18 protein-coding genes and 1 pseudogene are annotated in these 19625 nt (G+C 62.2%); 6 read left to right on the top strand and 13 right to left on the bottom strand.

Annotated features, from left to right (window positions below; genetic code table 11):
* Positions 1-398 precede the first annotated feature (398 nt).
* From HRF45_09545 to HRF45_09560, 4 genes are all read left to right on the top strand, one after another.
* A complete protein-coding gene (locus tag HRF45_09545; GenBank protein MEP0766767.1) occupies positions 399-1727 on the top strand; it encodes a PQQ-like beta-propeller repeat protein in 1329 nt (442 codons plus the stop codon).
* A gap of 74 nt (positions 1728-1801) precedes the next feature.
* Positions 1802-3142 carry a PEP-CTERM sorting domain-containing protein gene (locus HRF45_09550; GenBank protein MEP0766768.1) on the top strand — a complete coding sequence of 447 codons (1341 nt, stop codon included), beginning with the start codon at positions 1802-1804 and terminating at the stop codon, positions 3140-3142.
* Between the two features lie 2 nt (positions 3143-3144).
* Positions 3145-3318, top strand: coding sequence for a hypothetical protein (locus tag HRF45_09555; GenBank protein MEP0766769.1), 174 nt, complete (start codon positions 3145-3147; stop codon positions 3316-3318).
* A gap of 22 nt (positions 3319-3340) precedes the next feature.
* Positions 3341-4618: a hypothetical protein gene (locus HRF45_09560; GenBank protein ID MEP0766770.1), complete on the top strand. Its 1278-nt coding sequence runs from the start codon at positions 3341-3343 to the stop codon at positions 4616-4618.
* 436 nt (positions 4619-5054) lie between these two features.
* Here the strand turns inward: HRF45_09560 and HRF45_09565 are convergent, their stop codons facing one another.
* Genes HRF45_09565 through HRF45_09575 form a run of 3 tightly spaced genes read right to left on the bottom strand, consistent with a single transcriptional unit; the run spans position 5055 to position 8916 of the window.
* Complete coding sequence (locus HRF45_09565) at positions 5055-6311, bottom strand: hypothetical protein (protein MEP0766771.1); 1257 nt, start codon at positions 6309-6311, stop codon at positions 5055-5057.
* 9 nt (positions 6312-6320) lie between these two features.
* Positions 6321-7952, bottom strand: a complete 1632-nt coding sequence (locus HRF45_09570; GenBank protein ID MEP0766772.1) for a hypothetical protein — start codon at positions 7950-7952, stop codon at positions 6321-6323.
* Positions 7945-8916 carry a cytochrome c3 family protein gene (locus HRF45_09575; protein ID MEP0766773.1) on the bottom strand — a complete coding sequence of 324 codons (972 nt, stop codon included), beginning with the start codon at positions 8914-8916 and terminating at the stop codon, positions 7945-7947. Before HRF45_09575 ends, HRF45_09570 begins: the two co-directional genes overlap by 8 nt.
* Positions 8917-9125: 209 nt before the next feature.
* On the opposite strand from HRF45_09575, the gene HRF45_09580 reads away from it, so the two are divergent.
* On the top strand, positions 9126-9665 hold the full coding sequence (locus tag HRF45_09580; GenBank protein ID MEP0766774.1) for a hypothetical protein: 540 nt from the start codon (positions 9126-9128) through the stop codon (positions 9663-9665).
* On the opposite strand, the gene HRF45_09585 is transcribed toward HRF45_09580, so the two are convergent.
* Positions 9662-12682 (bottom strand): hypothetical protein, encoded by a 3021-nt coding sequence (locus HRF45_09585; GenBank protein ID MEP0766775.1) that lies wholly within the window; start codon positions 12680-12682, stop codon positions 9662-9664. The two genes, HRF45_09580 and HRF45_09585, sit on opposite strands and share 4 nt — an antisense overlap.
* Positions 12683-12904: 222 nt before the next feature.
* On the opposite strand from HRF45_09585, the pseudogene HRF45_09590 reads away from it, so the two are divergent.
* Positions 12905-13216 (top strand): annotated as a pseudogene (locus HRF45_09590) (prepilin-type N-terminal cleavage/methylation domain-containing protein).
* Positions 13217-14370: 1154 nt separating this feature from the next.
* On the opposite strand, the gene HRF45_09595 reads toward HRF45_09590, so the two are convergent.
* The 9 genes from HRF45_09595 to HRF45_09635 all read right to left on the bottom strand — a co-directional run.
* Positions 14371-14550 carry a hypothetical protein gene (locus HRF45_09595; protein MEP0766776.1) on the bottom strand — a complete coding sequence of 60 codons (180 nt, stop codon included), beginning with the start codon at positions 14548-14550 and terminating at the stop codon, positions 14371-14373.
* An 8-nt stretch (positions 14551-14558) separates the two neighbouring features.
* Positions 14559-14813 (bottom strand): hypothetical protein, encoded by a 255-nt coding sequence (locus HRF45_09600; GenBank protein ID MEP0766777.1) that lies wholly within the window; start codon positions 14811-14813, stop codon positions 14559-14561.
* Positions 14810-15091 carry a hypothetical protein gene (locus tag HRF45_09605; protein ID MEP0766778.1) on the bottom strand — a complete coding sequence of 94 codons (282 nt, stop codon included), beginning with the start codon at positions 15089-15091 and terminating at the stop codon, positions 14810-14812. The genes HRF45_09600 and HRF45_09605 overlap by 4 nt, the downstream gene beginning before the upstream one ends.
* A 223-nt stretch (positions 15092-15314) precedes the next feature.
* Positions 15315-15782, bottom strand: a complete 468-nt coding sequence (locus HRF45_09610) for a hypothetical protein (GenBank protein MEP0766779.1) — start codon at positions 15780-15782, stop codon at positions 15315-15317.
* Positions 15779-16540: an RHS repeat-associated core domain-containing protein gene (locus tag HRF45_09615; protein ID MEP0766780.1), complete on the bottom strand. Its 762-nt coding sequence runs from the start codon at positions 16538-16540 to the stop codon at positions 15779-15781. The genes HRF45_09610 and HRF45_09615 overlap by 4 nt, the downstream gene beginning before the upstream one ends.
* 23 nt (positions 16541-16563) lie before the next feature.
* Positions 16564-17010, bottom strand: a complete 447-nt coding sequence (locus HRF45_09620; GenBank protein MEP0766781.1) for a hypothetical protein — start codon at positions 17008-17010, stop codon at positions 16564-16566.
* Complete coding sequence (locus HRF45_09625; protein ID MEP0766782.1) at positions 17007-17936, bottom strand: RHS repeat-associated core domain-containing protein; 930 nt, start codon at positions 17934-17936, stop codon at positions 17007-17009. Before HRF45_09625 ends, HRF45_09620 begins: the two co-directional genes overlap by 4 nt.
* Positions 17937-18045: 109 nt before the next feature.
* Positions 18046-18810, bottom strand: a complete 765-nt coding sequence (locus tag HRF45_09630; protein MEP0766783.1) for a hypothetical protein — start codon at positions 18808-18810, stop codon at positions 18046-18048.
* A gap of 27 nt (positions 18811-18837) precedes the next feature.
* On the bottom strand, positions 18838-19625 hold a 788-nt coding region (locus tag HRF45_09635; GenBank protein ID MEP0766784.1), incomplete at its 5' end, for an RHS repeat-associated core domain-containing protein.

Genomic DNA, 19625 nt, shown 5'->3' on the forward strand with positions numbered 1-19625 from the left:
GGGCGACGCCCAAACCGTCACGCTGAGCCCGTCGAAGCGTGACGTAGATCTGCTGCGGCGAAACCACGGTGGCTGCATCGCCGGGACGGCGATGCCACGGTGACCACATCGCCGAGACGGCGATGCCACGGTGACCCCATCGCCGGGACGGCGATGCCACGGAGACAGCCCGCAATGTAGGTTGACAAAGTGGGCGAGTCGTGATAGGATGGTTGCAGGCCCGTGCAGCGAGCGGGTCGTGCGGTGCGATCCTCCCCCGGCTGCGCGGGCGAAAGAGGAGGATGCAGAATGTGTGGGCGCTTTGACAGGTTCCTCCTTACCCTTATTGCGGCGGGGGGGGTACCTTAGTACTCTCTCTTACGGTGGACGCTCAGCCCGTCCCCGGTTCCTCCTGGCCGATGGCGGGACGTGACGCCCGCCACACGGGCAGGCAAGTCTTCGAGCCGCTGTTCGGGCTCAACCCAGGCAGCATCTACTGGATATTCGACACGGGTGACCTCTATCGCAAGCTCCAGGGGTCTTGCGCGATCGGGCCAGAGGGCCGTATCTACTTCACAAGCGAGAGTACCGTGGGCGGTCACGGAAAGGCTTTCGGAGTCAACGTGGTTAACGGACAGCCCCAGCTCGCCTGGATGTACGATCGGGATTCGCCCGGTGGGCCGGTGCTGTCCAACATGCTGTCCATTCCCGCGCTCGGGCTCCTCGAACCTGAGGAGGTGGAAGAACGGGATGGGCCGCAGCCGCCTCCGTACGGCGTGTTCTTCGGCTGTGACGATGGGCGACTGCGCTGTCTCAGTCCGACCGGGCAGCTACTCTGGAGGTCGGCAGACCTTGGCGACGGGATTGCGGCAGGGCCCGTGATCGGCGCGAATGGCCGCGTGTACGTGTGCGTGGATAGCGCCGGCGGCTCGGGCTGGCTATGCGCGTTCACGTCGGTGAACTCAGGTAACGAAGTTCAGCCCATCTGGTCAGTTGCAATTGGGACAGGTGCGGTGGCGTCGCCCGCGATCTGGGAGGAGGACGGGAACACGTACCTCATTTGTGCCTCCATCGAGGGCATTGTGTACAAGGTGAGGGATGCCGGACGGCAAGGGGACGTGCAGTGGACCCGGAATCTCCAAGTTGACCAGTCACCCACTCCTGTTGTCACCTATCCGGCCGTTGCTGACGACGGTACCATCTACGTGGGCACGTTCTGGGTCAGCTTCCGCGGGTTCGTGTATGCGCTCCGCATGACGAACGGCTCGTTCAAGTGGACGGGCTTGCCCCGAAACCGCATCGAAGTGGCTCGCAAGATGACCTTCCCGATCCAAGAGGACCAGTTCGGACCCATCGAGGGATCTCCGTGTATCGGTCCAGGCGGAGACGTCTTCGTCGGAACCCAGGAGGCCTCTCAGGGTATCTTCCTGGGAGAACACCACCTACTGCGAGTCGTTGACCTGGGCGCAACGGGTATCGCAACTATCATCCACGTAGCCAACCCCCCCACGCGCATCGATCCGACGCCGATGGTGGGCATCAAGTCTCCGCAGGGCACTCCCTACCTGATCTTCGCGCCGGAGAGCGGCTACGTGTATGCTGCCGACCCATCGTCCGGGGCGGTGCTCCAGGGGTTCCCTGCTTACACGAATGGGCTGGAGCACCCTGGTATGGTGATGGACTCCAGGGGGGTCATCTACGTAGGGGCCAACAACGGGAAGTTGTACACGGTTGTCGGACCCCACTAGTAGCATCGAGTCGCGCGGGGGACAACTCCCCCGCGCGCCCCCTGCGTTCAACAGAGCAGAATGGAGTGAATGGAATGGTTGGTAGGTTGTACAGCGTCGGCATGTTCTTGCTCGCACTCCTATCGAGTGCGTGTGGCCAGGTGTGGTGGGAGCACCAAGTAGTAGCCAGAGGACTGCTCGGGGTCGTTTCGGACAAGCAGTCGTGGGTGAACTCGAGTGGGCTGCCTACGTTCACCGGGATCACGGATGCTGGGTATACCGTGTTCAAGGGCAGCGAGAACATCAGTGCGGCTGTGGGTGGTGAGCAAGGCCTGTCCGAAGGCATCAACGATGCAGGTCAGATCACGTGGCGCGGTGGTGGCGCCGTCTGGGTTGACACAACTCGAATCTCCGACGGGCTGATAGTCGATCAAACTGGCGTTGCCATCTACGCCAAGGGTATCACCCTTGATGGTAGACCGCTTTGGTCGCTGTCCTACTCACAGCCGGTCCAGGGCCGTGATGACGAGGTGTTCCTCGGTCGCGAGTCGTTGCGCGCTGGAGATATCTTAGGGACTAACCGAGTGGCGACGGAGGTCGCCGTTTCGCCTGCGGGCTATGCCATCTGGTATGGGAAAGGCGATGCGACCGGGCAGCGCCGTCAGGTCTTTCGTGGCACGGAGAACGTCTCCCTCCCCGTGTTGGGACCCCAAGGATATGCTGAGGCGCACGACATCAACGACCGCGGGGAAGCCCTGTGGACCGGATGGTACGCGGGGCAGCAGTTTCCCAACCACATGACCTTCGTGAACGATCGAGAGATATCTGCGTTTTTGGGATCCGAGCGCTCGTCGATCGGCAGAGCCATCAACTCCAGGGGCCAGGTGTTGTGGGAAGGTTGGGGAGCCTTTACCAACTTTCGCAATGAGGTCTTCTTGGACGAGCGTTGCCTATCACTTGAGGTGTTCGGCGCGCGGTACCACGAAGCATATGCTGTACAGCGGCTCTTGTCCGATGGCGGGTACGCCATGTGGTATGCATACTACTACGATGCGACTGGCTCACGGCGCATGGACGTCTTCGTCAACGAGCGCAACATTAGTGAGGGATTGCTAGGTGATCTGCCGTTCGTGGAGACGAAAGGCGTTGATGACTTCGGTCGGGGCCTCTGGACAGGCCGCGGATTCGCCACCGGGTTCAAGTATAGGGCCTACTTGGACAGGCTGGATCTCAGCGCCGACGCACGCGGCGGCAGCGGGTTTGCATCGTGGGGGCTGGCCATGGGGCGCAACGGTCATGCGCTGTGGGCGGACCAGGATCCGGCTACAGGCGAAGTGTTCGTCTGGCTCTCCACCCCCGTCCCGGAGCCGAGCGGAGGTGTCGGCGTGTCCGCAGCTCTCGGCCTCGTGCTGATGCGCAAGCGGAGAACGCGTTAGCCATGCGTGTCCGGTGCGCCTACTGGTGGCGGTTGGGCCCGTTCAGCGGTGCGCCGCCCGTGTTCCCGGAGTATATAGAGTGGCCGCACGTCACGATTGACAGCGACGGAACCATCTATGTGGGGTCGTATCACTACAATACGACCGGCAAACTCTACGCAATATGGGGGCCTTAAAATGGGATGGCAGAAGTACTTCATGCTCACTGTCGTACACCTAGCTGCCGTGGTGCCGGCTGCAGCGCAGTCGGGGCTGTGGCGTCATGACCTTCTCGTCGAAGGGTTGTTACTGCGACCGCATAGCGCTTACGTGAACCCTTCCGGAGTTGCAGTATATGCGGGACGGACCGACACGGGGACCAATATCTTCGTGGGAGGACGAAACTACAGCCTGGAGGTCTTCGGCGCATATCATATGGCTAAGTCCTTTGGTGTAACGGCGAGTGGCCTCCCCATCTGGACATCGCTGAACCAGCTCTATGTGGGTGCGACGAACATCAGCCAAGCAGTCACCACTTCCGTGACTAACGTGCCACGTCAGTTCGGGTGTGGTGGCTACTTCTCGTTCCAGGGATCGAGTGGTGGTAGGCAGAAGGTGTTCGTGAACGAAACAGACGTGACTGCTGCAGCACTGGGTCCGGAGGGTTCCGGAGAGCTCCCCTCTGCTCCCAACTCGTCGGGCCAGGTGGCCTGGCGCGGTCGGCCTGCCGGGCAGACCGAGTGGGACCTGTTCGTTGACGATAGGAACGTGAGTTCCTTCCTCGGCCCGGGGCGAGAGCTCGGGGGAGCGTGGGTTGACGAGGCCGGTCGTGTTGCCTGGAACGGGAAGTCGGCACTCACGGGGAACCGCAACAAGGCATTTCTGGACAACAGAGACCTGACAACCGAAGTGTTCGGCATCGGCGCCGATGGCTCCGCGGTGGGCATTAACCAGCGAGGCGACCTGCTGTGGACTGGAGGCTATCCGTACTCCAACATCATGCTGAATACCACCAACATTTCGTTCCCAGTGGTTGGTGGCGGTCTCCAGCTATATGCCCGTGCGCTATCGGAGGATGGGCACGTGTTGTGGTCGGCCGTCGGCCCTGAACCTGGCCGTTGGAGGCTGTTCCGCGACAGCGAGGAGCTGAACACCAGCGTCATCGGGTTTGGCTCGGCAGTGGACACCATCAGTAGCACGATGAACGCCACCGGTCACGTTCTGTGGGCAGGCGGATGGAATGATCTCTCGGAATGGGGTGTCTACTACGATAGCTTCAACTTGACACGTGACGCGTTTGGGCTCGACTCTGTCGCTGCCATCCCGCTCGCCATTGGGGACGGCGGCCACTGCCTGTGGTATGTGGAACGCGGAACAGCGCCATACAACATCTACGATGTCTGGCTCTCCACCCCCGTCCCGGAGCCGGGTGCGGCGCTAGCACTCTCCGGCTGCCTCGGCCTCCTAGCACTCCGCAGGGGGAGGAGGGCGTTGTGAGTCCGTCGCGGGCAGCCCTGTGGCTGATACGGTTTGGCTACGTGTAGGCCGAGGGACTCCGATTCCGTCACGCTGAGCCCGTCGAAGCGTGCGCCCGCGTGCCTCATCTGCGGTGTTACGGTTAGCCCGTGGCGGTGTCATACGGGCGACGCCCAAACCGTCACGCTGAGCCTGTCGAAGCGTGCGATCGTGCGCCGCGAGCGTTGTGGCAAGAGATGACAGGGTGGCGACGGGCGAGGTCACGCGTGGCCTCATGGTTCCGGCGTCCCCGCCGGTTCCGACCCCATCGCCGGGACGGTGATGCCACGTTCGCGAGCCGATTCCGTGGAAAGAGCCCTCCGCCGGGTCGAGTGTGGGGTCCGCAGTGCGTACCTGCCGGGGGCTCCATGCCGTCACGCTTCGACAGGCTCAGCGTGACGGTACGAGCGGCTACCACCTACCGATATAGCATCAGGATGCGTTTGCGGGCGGGGAAGTGGCGGCCGCCGCCGCTGTTGTCCATAATCGCCAACCCGAACACGTAGCCCTGGCCGGGGACGAAGCGCACGTCGTCCGACCGCCCCGTATCGAGGGCGCGGGATAGCTCCGCCGTCCACCACCCATCGCGCCATGTGGCTGACATTCGCACATCTGCGCAGCTGCCGGTCGGCGCGCGCAGAATGCGCTCCGGCACGACCGCGCCCAGCGCCTTGTACTTCGGCCACGCTTCATTCGCCTCGGCCTTGGTGACGCCGGTGACTGGATGCCCATAGCACTCTCCAGCGTCTATCTCCGCCTGCGTCAGCACCATTGCGTCGGCATAGTCGGTAGGGTTCTTCTCCATGAACAGCGGCGCGCTCTTCGATGCGGTGGCATTCAGCACGTCGGCGCCCTCGCCCGCATCCGGCAACCTACCCCCCAGTTCCTCGTCGGTGTACTGGGTGATGTACTCGTCGTCGCAGTAGCCCGTCAGGCTGAGCGTTCCACTGATCATCTCGTTGGTGTCCTCGTCCACCATTGCGTTCACGGAACTGGCTCCCAACGCCGCCATTCCCCTCGCTGCCTTGGAGTGCCAAAGGTCGGCCATGCCCTCTACCAGGTACACCTCGTCGCGCCAGCCGGCAACACCTCTCGTCCTAACAGGTGCGTGACACTCCTGGCCACATGCCCCCGAGTTATGGTTGTCTGTGACATGACACTTCGTCATACATCCGCCCGTGTTGAAGTCGTCCCCACGGATCTGCCCGATAGGGAAGAACAGCGATACTCGGTCTTCGCTTTGCCCGCTACTCAACTTGACCCAGTTGCCAAACAGGTAGGTCCACGCATCCCGACGTGTTAGGCTTGCGGTCGAGTCGGGCCAGCGCACCAGGAAGTAGATGTGGTCCGAGGTGTACACCGCGCGCATGCTGACAGTGATCGGCCCCGACTGAGCATGACAGGTGGTACAGGGGAAGCTCGCGAGCGATGTGTCCATGCCCTCACCGGTGGCGAATGTCAGCTTTGGAGCGCCGGCCCACTCGGGATCCGAGGGGTCGCCGTCGAGCGTGGGTGCGCGCGAGACGAACACGGCGTTCAGCTTCTCGGGGTCCAGCGGTGGCGAACCTCCCAACGTGCCGGTACCCCCGCATCCTGCCATCAGCAACGTGAAGAGCAAGCAGGCGGTGGGGGCTGTCACTGCTAGGACGGCGTAGGAAGGATAGTCGCTTCTCACTTCAACACCTCAGGGAAACGTGGCACGCAGAGACAGGCGAAGTACGTTCGCGTCGTAGTCGTAGAGGCTGACGAAGTCATCGGTGAACTCCTCACGCAGGTAGCTGCATGCGAGGGTGAGGCGGCTCCCGAGGCTGTGCCGCAGTTCGATACCGTAGCCCAGATAAGTGCCGCGCTCGCCACCGTATCCGTTGCGCAACGAGACGCTCGCGGACAGGGAAGTGTGCTCACTCGCCTGCCACGACAGGGCGCCAGTTAGCGTGCCGGCGCGAGAGGAATAAGGCCGGCTCGCCAGCCCGGACCCCAGGTCACCGCTGTTGCCGTCGTTCAGGTCATAGGGATCGGAATCCCACAGAGATAGGTCGTGGCTTTCCCAACAATAGTCGAGCGATGCGTGTATCGTCTCGTTAGGTGCGATGCTGAGTCCGGCGCCCAGCCATAGAGTTCGGAGCGCGAGGTCCCGCGCTGTTAGGTGTCTCTCGGTCCACCTGGCTTCTGCGTGGGCGGATGATGCGGATCCCAAGTCGCGCGTCCACGTGCCGGAAAGGCGCTGCCACCTATCGGCGTACAGGCTGGCCGAGCTCACCAGAGTCGCGATGGTAGTAATCGGCGGGTCGAGCAAGTAGCCCTGCTCGTAATGTAGTTGGAGCAGCCCAAGCGAAGGGTCCGAGCGCCGTCCCACGAGCCGCGCCAGGTGACTCGCCGTGCTCTCCGAGAAGGGCATGCCGTCTTGCTCCAGCAGCCATGCTTTGTACTCGTAGGTGCCGGTCACGCTGGTCCCGCGAGACGGTCGCCACGTCACTTCGGTGGTCACCCGGTCTCGGTTCGATGCGTGCCGGCTGACGGTCATCGGCAGGGCAACCCTAGAGAGTCTGCTATCCACCCGCAGGCGAAGGTCGGGCCGCGGGGTCCACGTGGCTCCGCCCCCCCACTGCCTCGCCGATGCCGACGGGTGTCCGCCTTGGTCGGTACGCTGGTCGCGGTAGTACAGGCGTGCCTGCAGCGCCTCGCCCAGGTCACGCTCGCCACTCAGCGCCAGTTCCCTCGTCCAGCCGGTCGGTGCGCGCGCCGTTGCATCGTCCAGACCGACGGCACGGAAGTCGGCGCGCAGTGAACCCCCCCGGATGGGCACCGCTGCCGCGGCCTCGTACGTCATGCTTCGATACTCGTAGCCACTCCCGGGACGAAGCCGGATGATGTCTGGCTGACTCACCCACATGTCCGCCACACGCAGATCGAGGGCGATTCCGTGCGGCCCGCCTTCGAGGTGCACAGCCACTCGCCGCGACTCGCTCTGCGAGGCGTTGCCGAAAAGAACCGCTGGGTCTGCGAAGTAGCGGAACCGATCCCAACTCGCTCGCACAGAGTGGCCCAGTTTCGATCCCACCAAACGCAAGGCTCCCAGGTGATCGTCCTCGCCGGGCGTCAGCCACCCGCTCGTGAAGCGATACCCAGGTTCGGTGGTCGTAACACCAACTCGGGGAACGTACCACCCTTCGGGGAGCGTTCGGTACTGATAGAATCGAGTCTGATTGCCACCCGTGTCGAGTCCGCTCCAACCGAGACCTGCGTCCACATCCCACGATTGCGCCCAAGCGCTCGCACCTACTACCGCTGTGAGGATTGCGAACGCCCTACTCAAGAAACACCTCGCTGCGATTGGAACCGTGGATAGCAGCGTGACACCCAGCACGCCAGCAGTTGCCCGGCCGCACTCGATGCGCTCCGTCCTCCAGGATGTCCGTATGGCACTGCATGCACAAGGCCCGTCCGAAGTAGGGTGCGAGCTTCGGGTTGGGTGACCCGTGCGGCCGGTGGCAGGTGATGCAGCCCTCGCCCAGTCCCGAGGAATGCACCGGCTCATGTTCGAAGATGAACGGTCCTCGCCGGTCGGTGTGGCAATCGGTGCACACATCGCGAACGTCGCGGCCCGTGGGCAGCAAGGCCGGCTCGGTCGAACGGTGCACCTCGTGGCAATCCGTGCACTTCACGCGGCCCTCCAGCATCGGGTGATGGGAGCGTGCGCGTAGCTGCCCGGCGATGTCCTCATGACACGCGATGCACGAGGCATTCACGATCTGTGAGGGCGCGTCGGCCTGTCCGGAGACGGCAGGTAGCTTTGACATGCCCCCGTTCTTCCTGTGGAGGTGTGCGTAGGCGTCGTCGGGCCCGTGCACGCGGTGGCAATCGAAGCACGAGATGCCCGCGGAAGGGTGAGCCGTGGCCGACCAACTTCGCTCGTTGACCACGGTTCTGTGGCAGCCCAAGCAGAGTCGGGCGGACTGGCGAATGCCCTCCACGCTCTTCGGGGAGAAGCGACGGATGTTGTCTTTGGTCGGTTCGGCTAGGTGTGTGCTGGCATCACCGTGGCAGTGCGAGCACTCCGCGGCGGCCTCCCCCAGATAGCGCTGTAGATAGCCTCGGTGCAGCGAATTCTTCCACGTTGCCGCGGTCTCGGCATGACAGTCCTGGCAGGCGAGTGGGTCGCTCTCTTGCGCACGCTTCGCGGGTAGGCCCGAGGCGAACGCGAGCCCGAGCAGACAAGCGGCAGCCGACGCGACAGCCAGCCTCATCTTGTCGCCCATCGGGCTTGACGTACGGTTCATGGTCGCAGGTCCTTGCCGAATTCGTAACCTATTATCCCGATTATCGGAGTCGTACGAGGGGAGAGTGAGGCGAAAGGAACGATCACTAGGTGTATTCGAACAAGATCAGCAGACAACTCGTGTCCAAATCGCTGTCGATCGACACGCTTATTTCATAGCATAGCTAAATAAGTTCCGACTCTTGATTCGGGGGCGGGCGCGGGCCGCCGATGATCACGATAGAGATGGCGGCAAACCGATTCGGGATCACGGAGACGGACGTGCTCACCGCGCTCGGCGTCCTAACCCTGCGGTCGGCAGCGACGGAGTCGAAGCTCGATGCGACCGATGTCTTGGCGCTATCCTACATCCGCGGCCACCTGGCGTGCGGGCGCACTCCACCGGTCGCCTGGCTCGTGGACACGGCGAACAGCACTCGCTTCCGGTACAAAGTCGCGGGGGCAGCCTCGGCGGGGCTGGTCCGTTTTGCGTTGGACTACGCGGCCACACGCTTTCGGCCCGCAGACCGCATTCCCGGCAAACTAGGCGCGCACTTCGACTGGTATCTCGCAGTCAAAGAGACCGCATACCTGGAGCACCGCGGTGAGGACTCGCCTGGCGTAAACCTGAACGAGAACCTACGCGCGCGACTTGCCTCGGACGCAATGCGCCACCGTGACCTATCGAAAGCCACATTGGACGCCTGGCGTGCCGAGTGGGAGCAGGCGGTTCGCGGTCTCGACCGGTGGCGCAGCTATCGCGTCGCTTAGTGCAGCTCCATCTCGAACAGCGACCACGGATCGAAAGCGCTCACGGCCCGGCCGTCCTGCTCCACGCGAAGTCGGATGCCCAGCTTCCGCCCGCGCTCGATATTCTCCACCCCAAGAGCGGAGGCTGGGATGTCCAGAGACCAGTGGTCTCCGTCCTTGCGGAGCGTCGTGCCCTTCGAGCTGGTGCCCGAGCCGGTATCGAACCGGAACTCGAAGTTGTCCCGGCCGCTGAACCAACCGTCGTTGTCGAAGTCCACGTCGAACTCCACCCGCATCGGCGATGTGTTCACAGGCGCATGCCGGTATCGAAAGTCCCGCGGGGGCATGAGGGTTAGGGTTATGCCGCCTTCGTGCCAGGTCAGTTTGGCATGGCCGAGGTACTCGCCGAACGCGGGGTGACCGGAACCGGACGGGTCACTACCTCGCAGATAGCGGCTGTTGGGGTCCACCAGCACGATGGGTTGACGAGTGGCGGTGGAGTCACGATGCATCACCTCGGGAGACGCTTCATAGAGTGGCCAGGGGTCCTCTCCGTCCTTCAGCCCGTCCTCGTCGGTGTCTGCCTTGGTCGGGTTGCTCGCACTGAAGGTCCCGGCCATGAACTCCGCGAGGTCGTCCAGCCCGTCCCCGTCGGTGTCCTTCTTCGTCGGGTCAGAGCCAAATCGCACCTCGTCCGTAGGGAACCGGTAGTCACTGTCCGGCAGGCCGTCCTCGTCTCGGTCTTCGTACGTGACGATTCGCCCGAACCGAGCAGTGAGGTATTGGTCGTCGCGCCACAGGCGATTTAGGTAGGCGTTGCAGTCGAAGTGCTGTCCATATCTGCCTGGGTGAATCGTGTAGTCCGGGTGGTTCAGCCAGTACTCGATGGAGCCCGACATGTCGTAGAAAGCGTCTATCTGGTGATTGAACTCGTGCACCATCAGCCAATTGAGCCGTCCCGAGATGCCGAAGCACGAGTATCGTGGTGGAGTAAGGCCTCCGCCACCTACCGCACCGAGTTCGTCGTCGGTCGTCGAGTCGAAGCCCGGCTCCGCCCAGGTTGCTACGATCGAGTCATAGTCGGCGGCGGCGGCCTTGCCTGTCGGCTGGAGAACACGGTCCAGGTCGCGGCGAACCTGCGTGGGCTCGAGCCATCCGCCTTTGACGATAGCCTCTTGGTCGCGGATCACCACGTAGTCCGCGATGTTCACATGGAAGCGGCAGCGACTGTTTCTCCAGTAGAACAGGCGGCTCTTGTCGAACTCCCGCCGCACCTTGTCCACCACACCCTCCTCCGGGATGCTCCAGCGGTGCTTCTCGTCGGCGAGAGTGTTCAGGTAGATAGCCACCACCACGCGGACCTCCACGGCCTGCCGATAGCCCTTCTCAGGGGCACTCACGAAGCTGTAGACCCTAGAAGGGCGGGTCTCGGGAAGCATCTCTGGGCCTGGCGTGAAGCGGTAGTAATACCGAGTGTTAGGTTTCAGGTCGGTTAGGAACACGTCCCAGCCTTCACCGAATCGCTTGGCTCGCATTTCTTTCCATCCGAAGCCGTTCGCGCTCGTGCCATAAGTTACTTTGGCACCGCGAGCAATCGGCGCGGTCCAACGGATGTGTGCCTCCCCCGGCCTGGTGGTGACGAGCGGGTCCGGTTCCGTCAAGTCCGGGGGATAGATGAAGACCGCGTTCGCGCCGGGATCGGCTACGTAGATGCGGTCGTCCGAACCGACCGCGACCGCCGAGCGCTTGCTAAGCGTGCCGTAGGGGAACATGGCAGCGTGCGCCACTCGGGAGCCGTCCGGTCGCAGGATACGTACCGCTCCGCCAGGTTCGTAGTATCCCAAGCCGCCGGAGTAGACGAGATTGCCTTCGCGCGTGATGGCCAGTGACTGTGGATCGAGCCAAGTCGGTACCGTGCGCTCGAACACCGGATCCGCCCCGGTCCACTCGTAGATGTGTGTCACGAAGCGCGCTCGTTCGGTGTCGCTGTCTACCACGTACAGCTTGCCGTCGCGCCATGCGGCGTGGGCGGCCTTCTGCACCTGTGGCGTGGTGTGAATCGTCGGCGAACCCGTGGCAGGCGGCAACGGCTGAAGAGTCACGTGTCCATCCGAGCCGAGCCATGCGTACGCCCAACTACCGCCAGGTCTCGTGAGGCATCCCGTCTCGACACCTTTCGGCTTGGGCAGTCGCTTGCTCACCACCCCCGAGCGCGAGTCCAGCAGCACCAGTCCGGCTCGAGTCTCCAGCACCAGAGTCTCCGAGATCGTGCCTGGCGGAGCTGGAATCACCGAGACTCGCCGCACACCCAGGAGCCCTTCACCTAGCGACCGCAGCAGGGCCCCATCGCGACTCCACACCTGGATCGGGCGCTCGGCCTTGGTCAGCACGTACAAGTAGTGCGCACCCGCCGCGATGCCGAACGGTTGTGGCATCACCGACGCATGTAAGTCGGCCGTGTCGGCAGGTCCGGCATCTGCAATCTGCAGCGAGAGGAAGCGATGCGGACCACCGCAGGATATGAGGCCGACCCAGCCCCGCTCGAACTCCAACGGCGCGTTGGAGACGAGGCGCGAGCCGTCCACATAGATGGAGTAGGCGTGCTTGCGTGGGTCCGCTACCACGCTAAGCGTGCGGGGGCCGTGGCGCAGCGCCACGTCGCGCGTGCCCGTCGGCTGGAACACCTTCTTGCCGTCGAAATAGCCGTACAGCAATACGTCGTTGTCCAGCCGCACCATCATGCTCTCGGCGATGCTTTCCGCCCGTGAGGCGCCGAACACGATGCCGCCTCCCAAGAAGTCGCCTGCAGCTTCGAAGCGAACGGTAATGCGGAAGGCTTTTTCGCCGCTCGTCCTAGCCGTCATCGCGCAGAGGTCGAAGCCGGCTTCCGTCTGCATCAGTCGGCCGTCTTGTACGCCCCAAGTACCAGACACCACCTTCCAAGGTCCGAGTGCCCCCGCCGGGAAGGATGAGAGATCGTCGGCTTTGCCATGAGAGAGCGCTGTGAGTAGGGCGATGGCAACGAAGGATGCAAACATCGTAACCTCCGAAAACGCCGATGGTGCGGCATCGTGCAATCGGGATCGTACCCCCTCGGTTGGACCCCTCGGCGGCCTGTGCTTCCTTCCCGGAAACTCCAATACGTTAAGTGCGTAGTCTTCGTTAGAAGACCGATTTCACCTCGGAGCGGGTCATGTTTGCCGCCATTGTCGGCCTTTGCTGGAGTGTGGTTCTCGTCGGCTTCTTGGCCGCGCTCGCCCATGCCTTCGATGCAACGGCGGCTATCCTTGCAGGCGCCTTCTTGCTCGGACCCACCTGTGTCTTGGCCGAGAGGTCGGAGGCTTGGTTCCGCCGTATGCGCCGATCGCGCCCGCCCGCAGCGATGCGCTTACCGGGTCGTCTCCGGCTTCCGGGGCGGGAACGTTGACACCCCAGCAGTAAGGTCTTATAATGGATGCTGGGCATCGCGCCCAGAGGAGGGAATCATGTTTCCTTACCGTTCCAAGGGCTTCACGCTCATCGAACTCCTCGTGGTTATCGCCATCATTGCCATCTTGGCGGCAATTCTCTTCCCCGTGTTCGCCAATGCTCGCAAGGCGGCGCAGCTCCGAGTGTGCCTGTCCAATCAACGTCAGATGGCGGTCGCCATCGAGGTGTACATGACGAGCTACAACGGCACGTATCCTATGAACCGATTCCCGGATCCAGCACACGGGCGCAACGCCGGAAGTGGCTGGGGAGACCTCCACGGTTCGTGCTACGACTGGAAACGGGCCATCATGCCGTACGTGAAGGACAAGAATGTCCAGAAGTGCCCGTCTAACCCCTTCGCATGGAAGTTCGCCGAGAAGTGGTGGAGCGATTACCCCGGAATCGAGTCCAACCACTGCTACGGTCGGGCGACCGACAGGCCGGAAGACAGACCGGAGTGGTTGCCCAAGAGTTATGCGTATAACGGCACCTGGTTCCACGAGTCGGAGCCGATGGCAGAAGGCAAGGCTTCGAAGCAGCGACCCCGAAGGTCCGCCGAGCTGCAGACCCCGGCTAACGTGATTTACATTTTGGAGACGCGGGGCACCCCGCCAGATCTCGGTGATTGGTGCATGGTCCGAGGGGCTTGCGCTTGCGCGTACTGCGACACGAATGGGACGCCGAGCCAGGTGTATGGCCTGTTCTTCAACCACGACAAGAAACACAACTGGATCTTTGCCGACACACATGCGAAGACGCTGCGGTTCGCGCAGACAATCTACCCGTCCCAGATGTGGACGGACGTAACGATCCTACGCGGCTTGCCAGCTCAGCAGACGCTGGAGAATCAGTACCGCGACCCCTGGCCGGAGCTGAAGTAGCGGCGTTCCAGGTTCTTATCCATGCCCGAGCATGGCACCGGATAGAGCCTCGACGTTCGGCTGCATGAGTCGGTGGCTGGCGGTGGCTCGTCCGCAGACGGCAGCCGCAACGCCGGGGCTTGGAGCCGAAGCTGAGTGGATCACCTCAGACCAGTCCCTTGCCTGGGCTCGCCGTCTCCCACGATGGTGCCCACTCGCAGCTTACCGGTGCCGGCCGCTACCCTTACCGTCTTGTCAGACCAGAAGCATAGTCGCAACCCGTCCGACGGATGTGGTACCGCATCCCACGCAATCGGCCGCGCTTTGGCCGCATTCTCCGCATACTCATATGGCGGACGAGCCACTGAGTACCGAACGCCGGTCACCGGACATACCTAGGCGTCGTCGGGCACGCGCTTCCCGAAGATCATGGCACTACCCAGATCATCGAGTTCACTCCAGCACTGCCAGTGCTCTTGGTAGAGTCGGAACTTCCGCATACCGATGTAGGTCCCGAGCCCTGCCAGCGCGAGCCCCGCGACGACGATAATACCGGCCAGCTTCGGTCTTGACACAACAGCCCTCAGTGCCTCAGGTGTTGCTTGCAGTCATGCTTCCCGCACATGTTCTTTACGATCCAATCGTAGATGGCATCTTCGCTGGTTAGCCGACCCCGCTGAACCTGCCACGCTAGCTCACGGCCGAAGTAGTTCGCCATTTGGTCACCGTATGAGTCCGAGGACGGGTCAAGCTCGCTGAGGCTCTTGCCGCTCTCCTGGCGGTTGCCTAAGTAGTCCGCCAGCGCGGGCGACATGTAGTATGCTGCGAACGCGCTCATCGCGAAGTGCCGGGGGTCGTGCTCGCCCTCACAGCGGTATTTCCAACCCGTACCATCCCCTGAACCTGGCTTCCACAAAGCGTCCGGAGCGTTAAGGTGTAGTCGCCCCAAGCGCCTACGAATACCCCTTTGAGCCACTTGAAAGCTGACGCGGTGTCGAATCCGAAGTCAAACTCCACGCCAAAGACCGTCTCCCTATCGCGCGTGTAGCGGAATATCTGCTGCACGGTCAGGTACAGCGTTCGGTACCCATACGACCCGTTCCACCGGAAGCGCATTTCCCTCAGTGCTTCCCGATCCGTCCTGCCATGAGGGGTGATACAGCCCCGGCGCCACGTCGTTGCCACCCGCCCTGAGCGGCTGTTGGGAAGAGTATCGGGATGACTTGCTCACCGTACGCGAGCAACCGGGGATCTCGACCGCATCTCGGAATGAGCCCCCGTTGCCCCCCCTCTCAACGACCGCCCCTTGCACACTGGCGCGCAGAAAACTCGACCGGCATCATAGTAGCAGCCTCGTTTTGTAGATGCGGCCCGCCTTAGTCATGACCCAGTAATACCCGTTATGGCGTGGCGCAGAATCGGCGATCAGCCAGTCCTGATCCGCAATCTCTGAGATTGGATGATAGAACATGCGCGGGTTGATGACGTAACCGAAGCCTTCGTCCTCCGAGGCCGACGGGCATGTGGATGGCTTATTCGTGCTAGGTATCATACCGAGCTTGCGCCATCCGCTGCCTCCGGGCGAGAAGTCAAGTCTGCGCAGGCCCTCGGGCCCTAAGTCCTGTGCAACCTCGAGCAGCCTCGACTGCATCTGCCGCAGGTTGAACATGCACACGGATATCGGCACTTTCTCAACATACGGTTTGCACCCCGAGGTGCCCGAGAACAACACCACAACGGCTACGAATAGACCCGATGCCAGCCACGCGACAGGCAGGCGCAGTTGCCCAAGCAGGGTGCTGATCACCGACTTCCTCGCAGTGTTCGCCCGTAGTTTTGGTGGAAAGCAGTGCAGATCGCTGCTCGGGCATCGCGGACCATGTCGAGCAGGTCGCGCCTGACGCTCCCGAGATCGTCAAGGAAGGAAACTGAGAAGGCGTATGCAGGCTCCTCATAGAATGCCAGCGGGTCGCTGGGGACCTGCTCAACGTCGTTTAGTGGACTGAACGCCACGCCAAGCCCGGCCCATAGCAGTAATCCGTGGTAGGCCAGGGAAGAGCTCAGCTTTGCCCATGCGCCCGACTGCTTTTTCAGGTGATAGTACTCATGCACGATGGTTGCTGCGGCCTCCACGGCGCGCATTCTCATCTCCTGCCAATACATCTTCGAACCGGTAGGATCCGTCCAGTGAGGCTTCAAAACGATGCAGCCGTCCGTGATAGTCCCTCGCGCTCCTAGTTCCAGATCATCATTAACGAGGATCAGAATCGACCGCAAGTCGTCCGCAATCTCCGGAGCAGCCTGGCGTACGAGACCGAGTGCAAGCGAGATGATCCGCTCCTCGTGTCCGACTGGGGGCCGCATCTGGAGTCCCATCGGATCGACCGCTCCGATGGGAGAGTTGCCGCAGTACTGATATAGATTGGGGTTAGCGCCTCTCAGACCGATCGGGTCGCGCTGCAGCCAGCGGCGGAGGGAGGGGGAGTAGTGGCGGGCGCCGACGTGCATGCCTGTCCCGAGCAAATCGGGAACCGTCGCGGTGACAAGGTTCTGTTGATGCCGCATCGGACAACTCGGACTAGAGGGGGTCACGGTGCGTACTGCCTTTCGCCGCAGCCCTGTGCTGCCAACTTGTCGAAGGGTATGCCTGGTGGTAGGTCCGGCGGTAGCTTGCGGACCTTGGTCAAAGACAAGTCAGACCATCCTATCGTGTAGAACCCGTCGCGATGGGGTCGCGAGTCCCAGACCACCGGCTCTGGCTTGCTGGGCCTCCGGGAGCCCTTACGCGCCCACAAGAGAGCGCTTTTCGATATGAAGTACGGACTGGATGTTACAGGGCACATACCACGCAGAGACGCCGGGTCCACCTCCTGTTGGTAGAAGGCCAGTTTGATCTCACTGATATTCTCCCAACACTGCAGTGGACGTGTGACAAACCAGAAGGCCCAGCATGCCGTGACTAGCGCAACACTGATACCGGCGCAGATCCACAGCACCAGTCGCCATGCCCGGGAAGACCCATGGTAGTCAGTCATCTTCGTGGTTGTGCCATGCGGTCAATCACCCAGTCGTACACCTGACTCGGACAACTGAAGGCGCGTCGCGCCAGCAGCATCAGGAAGTCCGCGCCAAGGTTGTTGGCAGCGACATCGCCTGGGGAATCATTTGGCTTCCACCCGCCAATCGCTTCGAACGCCAATCCAAGAGCCTTTGCTTTTAGTGGATCCCCGAGAGCCAACCACGCAACATAGGCCGCAGCGGCGAAATGGCGCGGGGTCCCCTCGCCACCGTTGGTGCGGAACCGCCAGCTGTCGTCAGGTAGCAACTCGACAGCGTCTGGTCCAGCTGCCGAAACCAAGCCGCCGTTCGCCACAAACGTCCGGTAGAGCAGGTCCGAAAACTTGCCGACATCAAATGATGTGCCGATCGAGAACCCACAGAATCGGATCTCCACTAGACTTTCAAACGCGATAGCTTGGAGGATTGTGGCAAACGCCTGCACCTCGGTCAGCTTGCGCTTCGAGTTGAGCTCCTGGACCCGCAGAATGGTCTTTCGAAGCTCCACAGGCAGTTGGTCGCCTGGGCCTAGGCCACTGGGGTCGGCAGCTCCAACCGGGTTACAGCCACAATACTGATATAGATTGGGACTGCCTCCCCCAAGTCCAGCAGGATCCCGCTGCAGCCAGCGGCGGAGGGAGGGGGAGTAGTGGCGGGCGCCGACGTGCATGCCTGTCCCGAGCAAATCGGGAACCGTCGCAGTGTTCGTGCTCTGCTGCCCGGCTAGCGCAGCGGTGTTAGTGGTTTGCTGGCCGGAGAGCAGGTAGAGCGTCCGGTAGCCGTAGGAGCCGTTCCAGCGGAAGCGGAGCGCATTCCCCTCCGTGGTGTTGTGCAGGTTGGGGACCATGTCGTTGCCGTAGGCGTCGTAGACGTACCGGTCGGTTATGGTCTTGGAGGTGTTCATCAACCCTCTCACATGCCCCAGCCGGTCGCGGACGGGCCGACGCCGGCAGCCTGACTTGGGCGGTTGCGGGGCCGCTGACGGACTGATCGCTGGTACAACCACACGCGCCTCACACGCCTGCCAAGTCGATGGGAGAAAGTAGTATCCGCATGATCTCCTCGGCATCGCCTCTGCTCGGCTTCAGCCACTCAGCACGCGGGTCCAGCTCGCCAGGGTCTTCGTAGAACACATAGGACGCCTCGTACCTGACCCTGCCATTGTACAATTCTGCCATGCGGCTCAGGGCCGTTTCGGAGTAATGGGCCCTTGACATCGCGATACAACCCAAAGACGGGCCAGTGGACAACCGATCCCGCATCTCCCGTGGGCCAGGAACGTAGTACTCCTGGGCTATGCCTCCATACAGGAAGTCCGTTGAAGAACAGACTGTGTGAAGCAGGTGCAACATGTACCTGGAAACAGAGAGCGCACGAGCCACGGCGTCCCGGTCCTGAGGAAACGAGGATGCAATGTGGTGGTTCTCCGCAGAGACCCAGAATCGCACGAGGTCCGGATCGGGATACAGGTCCGGGCTCAGCGTCCCCGCAGATTCTAAGGCACCCCTCACGGTGCCTGCACCGGGGATGGGCCCCCGGCACCAGTACAGCGATGTCTCCCATTCCTCTCGCGGCACCGGTGGTGGAGGCTCAAGCGGAGGCTCTCTCCATCCGTGCTGGAGAAGTACCTCCTCCATACATGAGAGCAGCCGCTTCTCAGCACCCTCTTGATAGATGCTGAGGTAAAGAAAAGGACCTTGGATGAACCCAGGTAACCACGGCGGGCCCGGCTCATAGGCCTCGATAGGCTCGTGCTCCTTCGCTGACTTCCCGTTCATGTGGTCGGTTCCCAAGTGTGCCCCCGTTCATCTCTTGGCCGCGGTCTTGGCGGCCTTGATGAGCTCCATGAAGTTGTGGCATTGCTTGCTTCCTTCACGCACGAATACGGCAGACTGCAACAGACCGGTCTCGCGATGGTACCACGCGACGAGCCACCATCCATGGTTCTCGCCGGTCATGCGCATCATATGACCTACCACCGGCGTGTTTCCCTGCAGCGTGTCGAAGAACTGCATGCCCTGCAGGGTCGCCTTCTCTAGCTGTTCCCTGAACCAGGCCTTGTCCACCTCGGTGGGTGCTCGGCGGAGGAGTTCCTTGAGGTGCTTGGTGGCGTGTTGGAACCCCTTCTCCTCGATCACACGAATGATCTTTGGAAGCAGAACAACTCTGCCACCCCCGACCCTCGGCATCAGTTTGAGCGCCTTCACTACGAACTTGCTTCCCTTGCCGATCGTACCAATCACGACCCAACTGCCCCCAGTAAGTACGCATGCAGCAAGCTGCTCTTGAACTAGCTCCAGAGCGATGACCCCAATGTGAGCGCCGAGATTGACAGTGGCCATCGCCTGCCCATACGGGTAGCGGAAGCGTCCCTCTTGGAGAGGCGGAAAGTCATCATCCTGTAGGCCGTTCGGGTCGTTGAGCAGGACTGGCGAATTCAGGACGTAGCAGTAAAGATTGGGATTGCCAGCATTGATGTCTACGGGATCCCGTTGCAGCCAGCGGCGGAGGGAGGGGGAGTAGTGGCGGGCGCCGACGTGCGTAACCGTCGCGGTGTTCGTTGTCTGCTGGCCCGTTAGGAGATAGAGGGTGC

Source organism: Fimbriimonadia bacterium, from assembly GCA_039961735.1.
GTDB lineage: Bacteria > Armatimonadota > Fimbriimonadia > Fimbriimonadales > JABRVX01 > JABRVX01.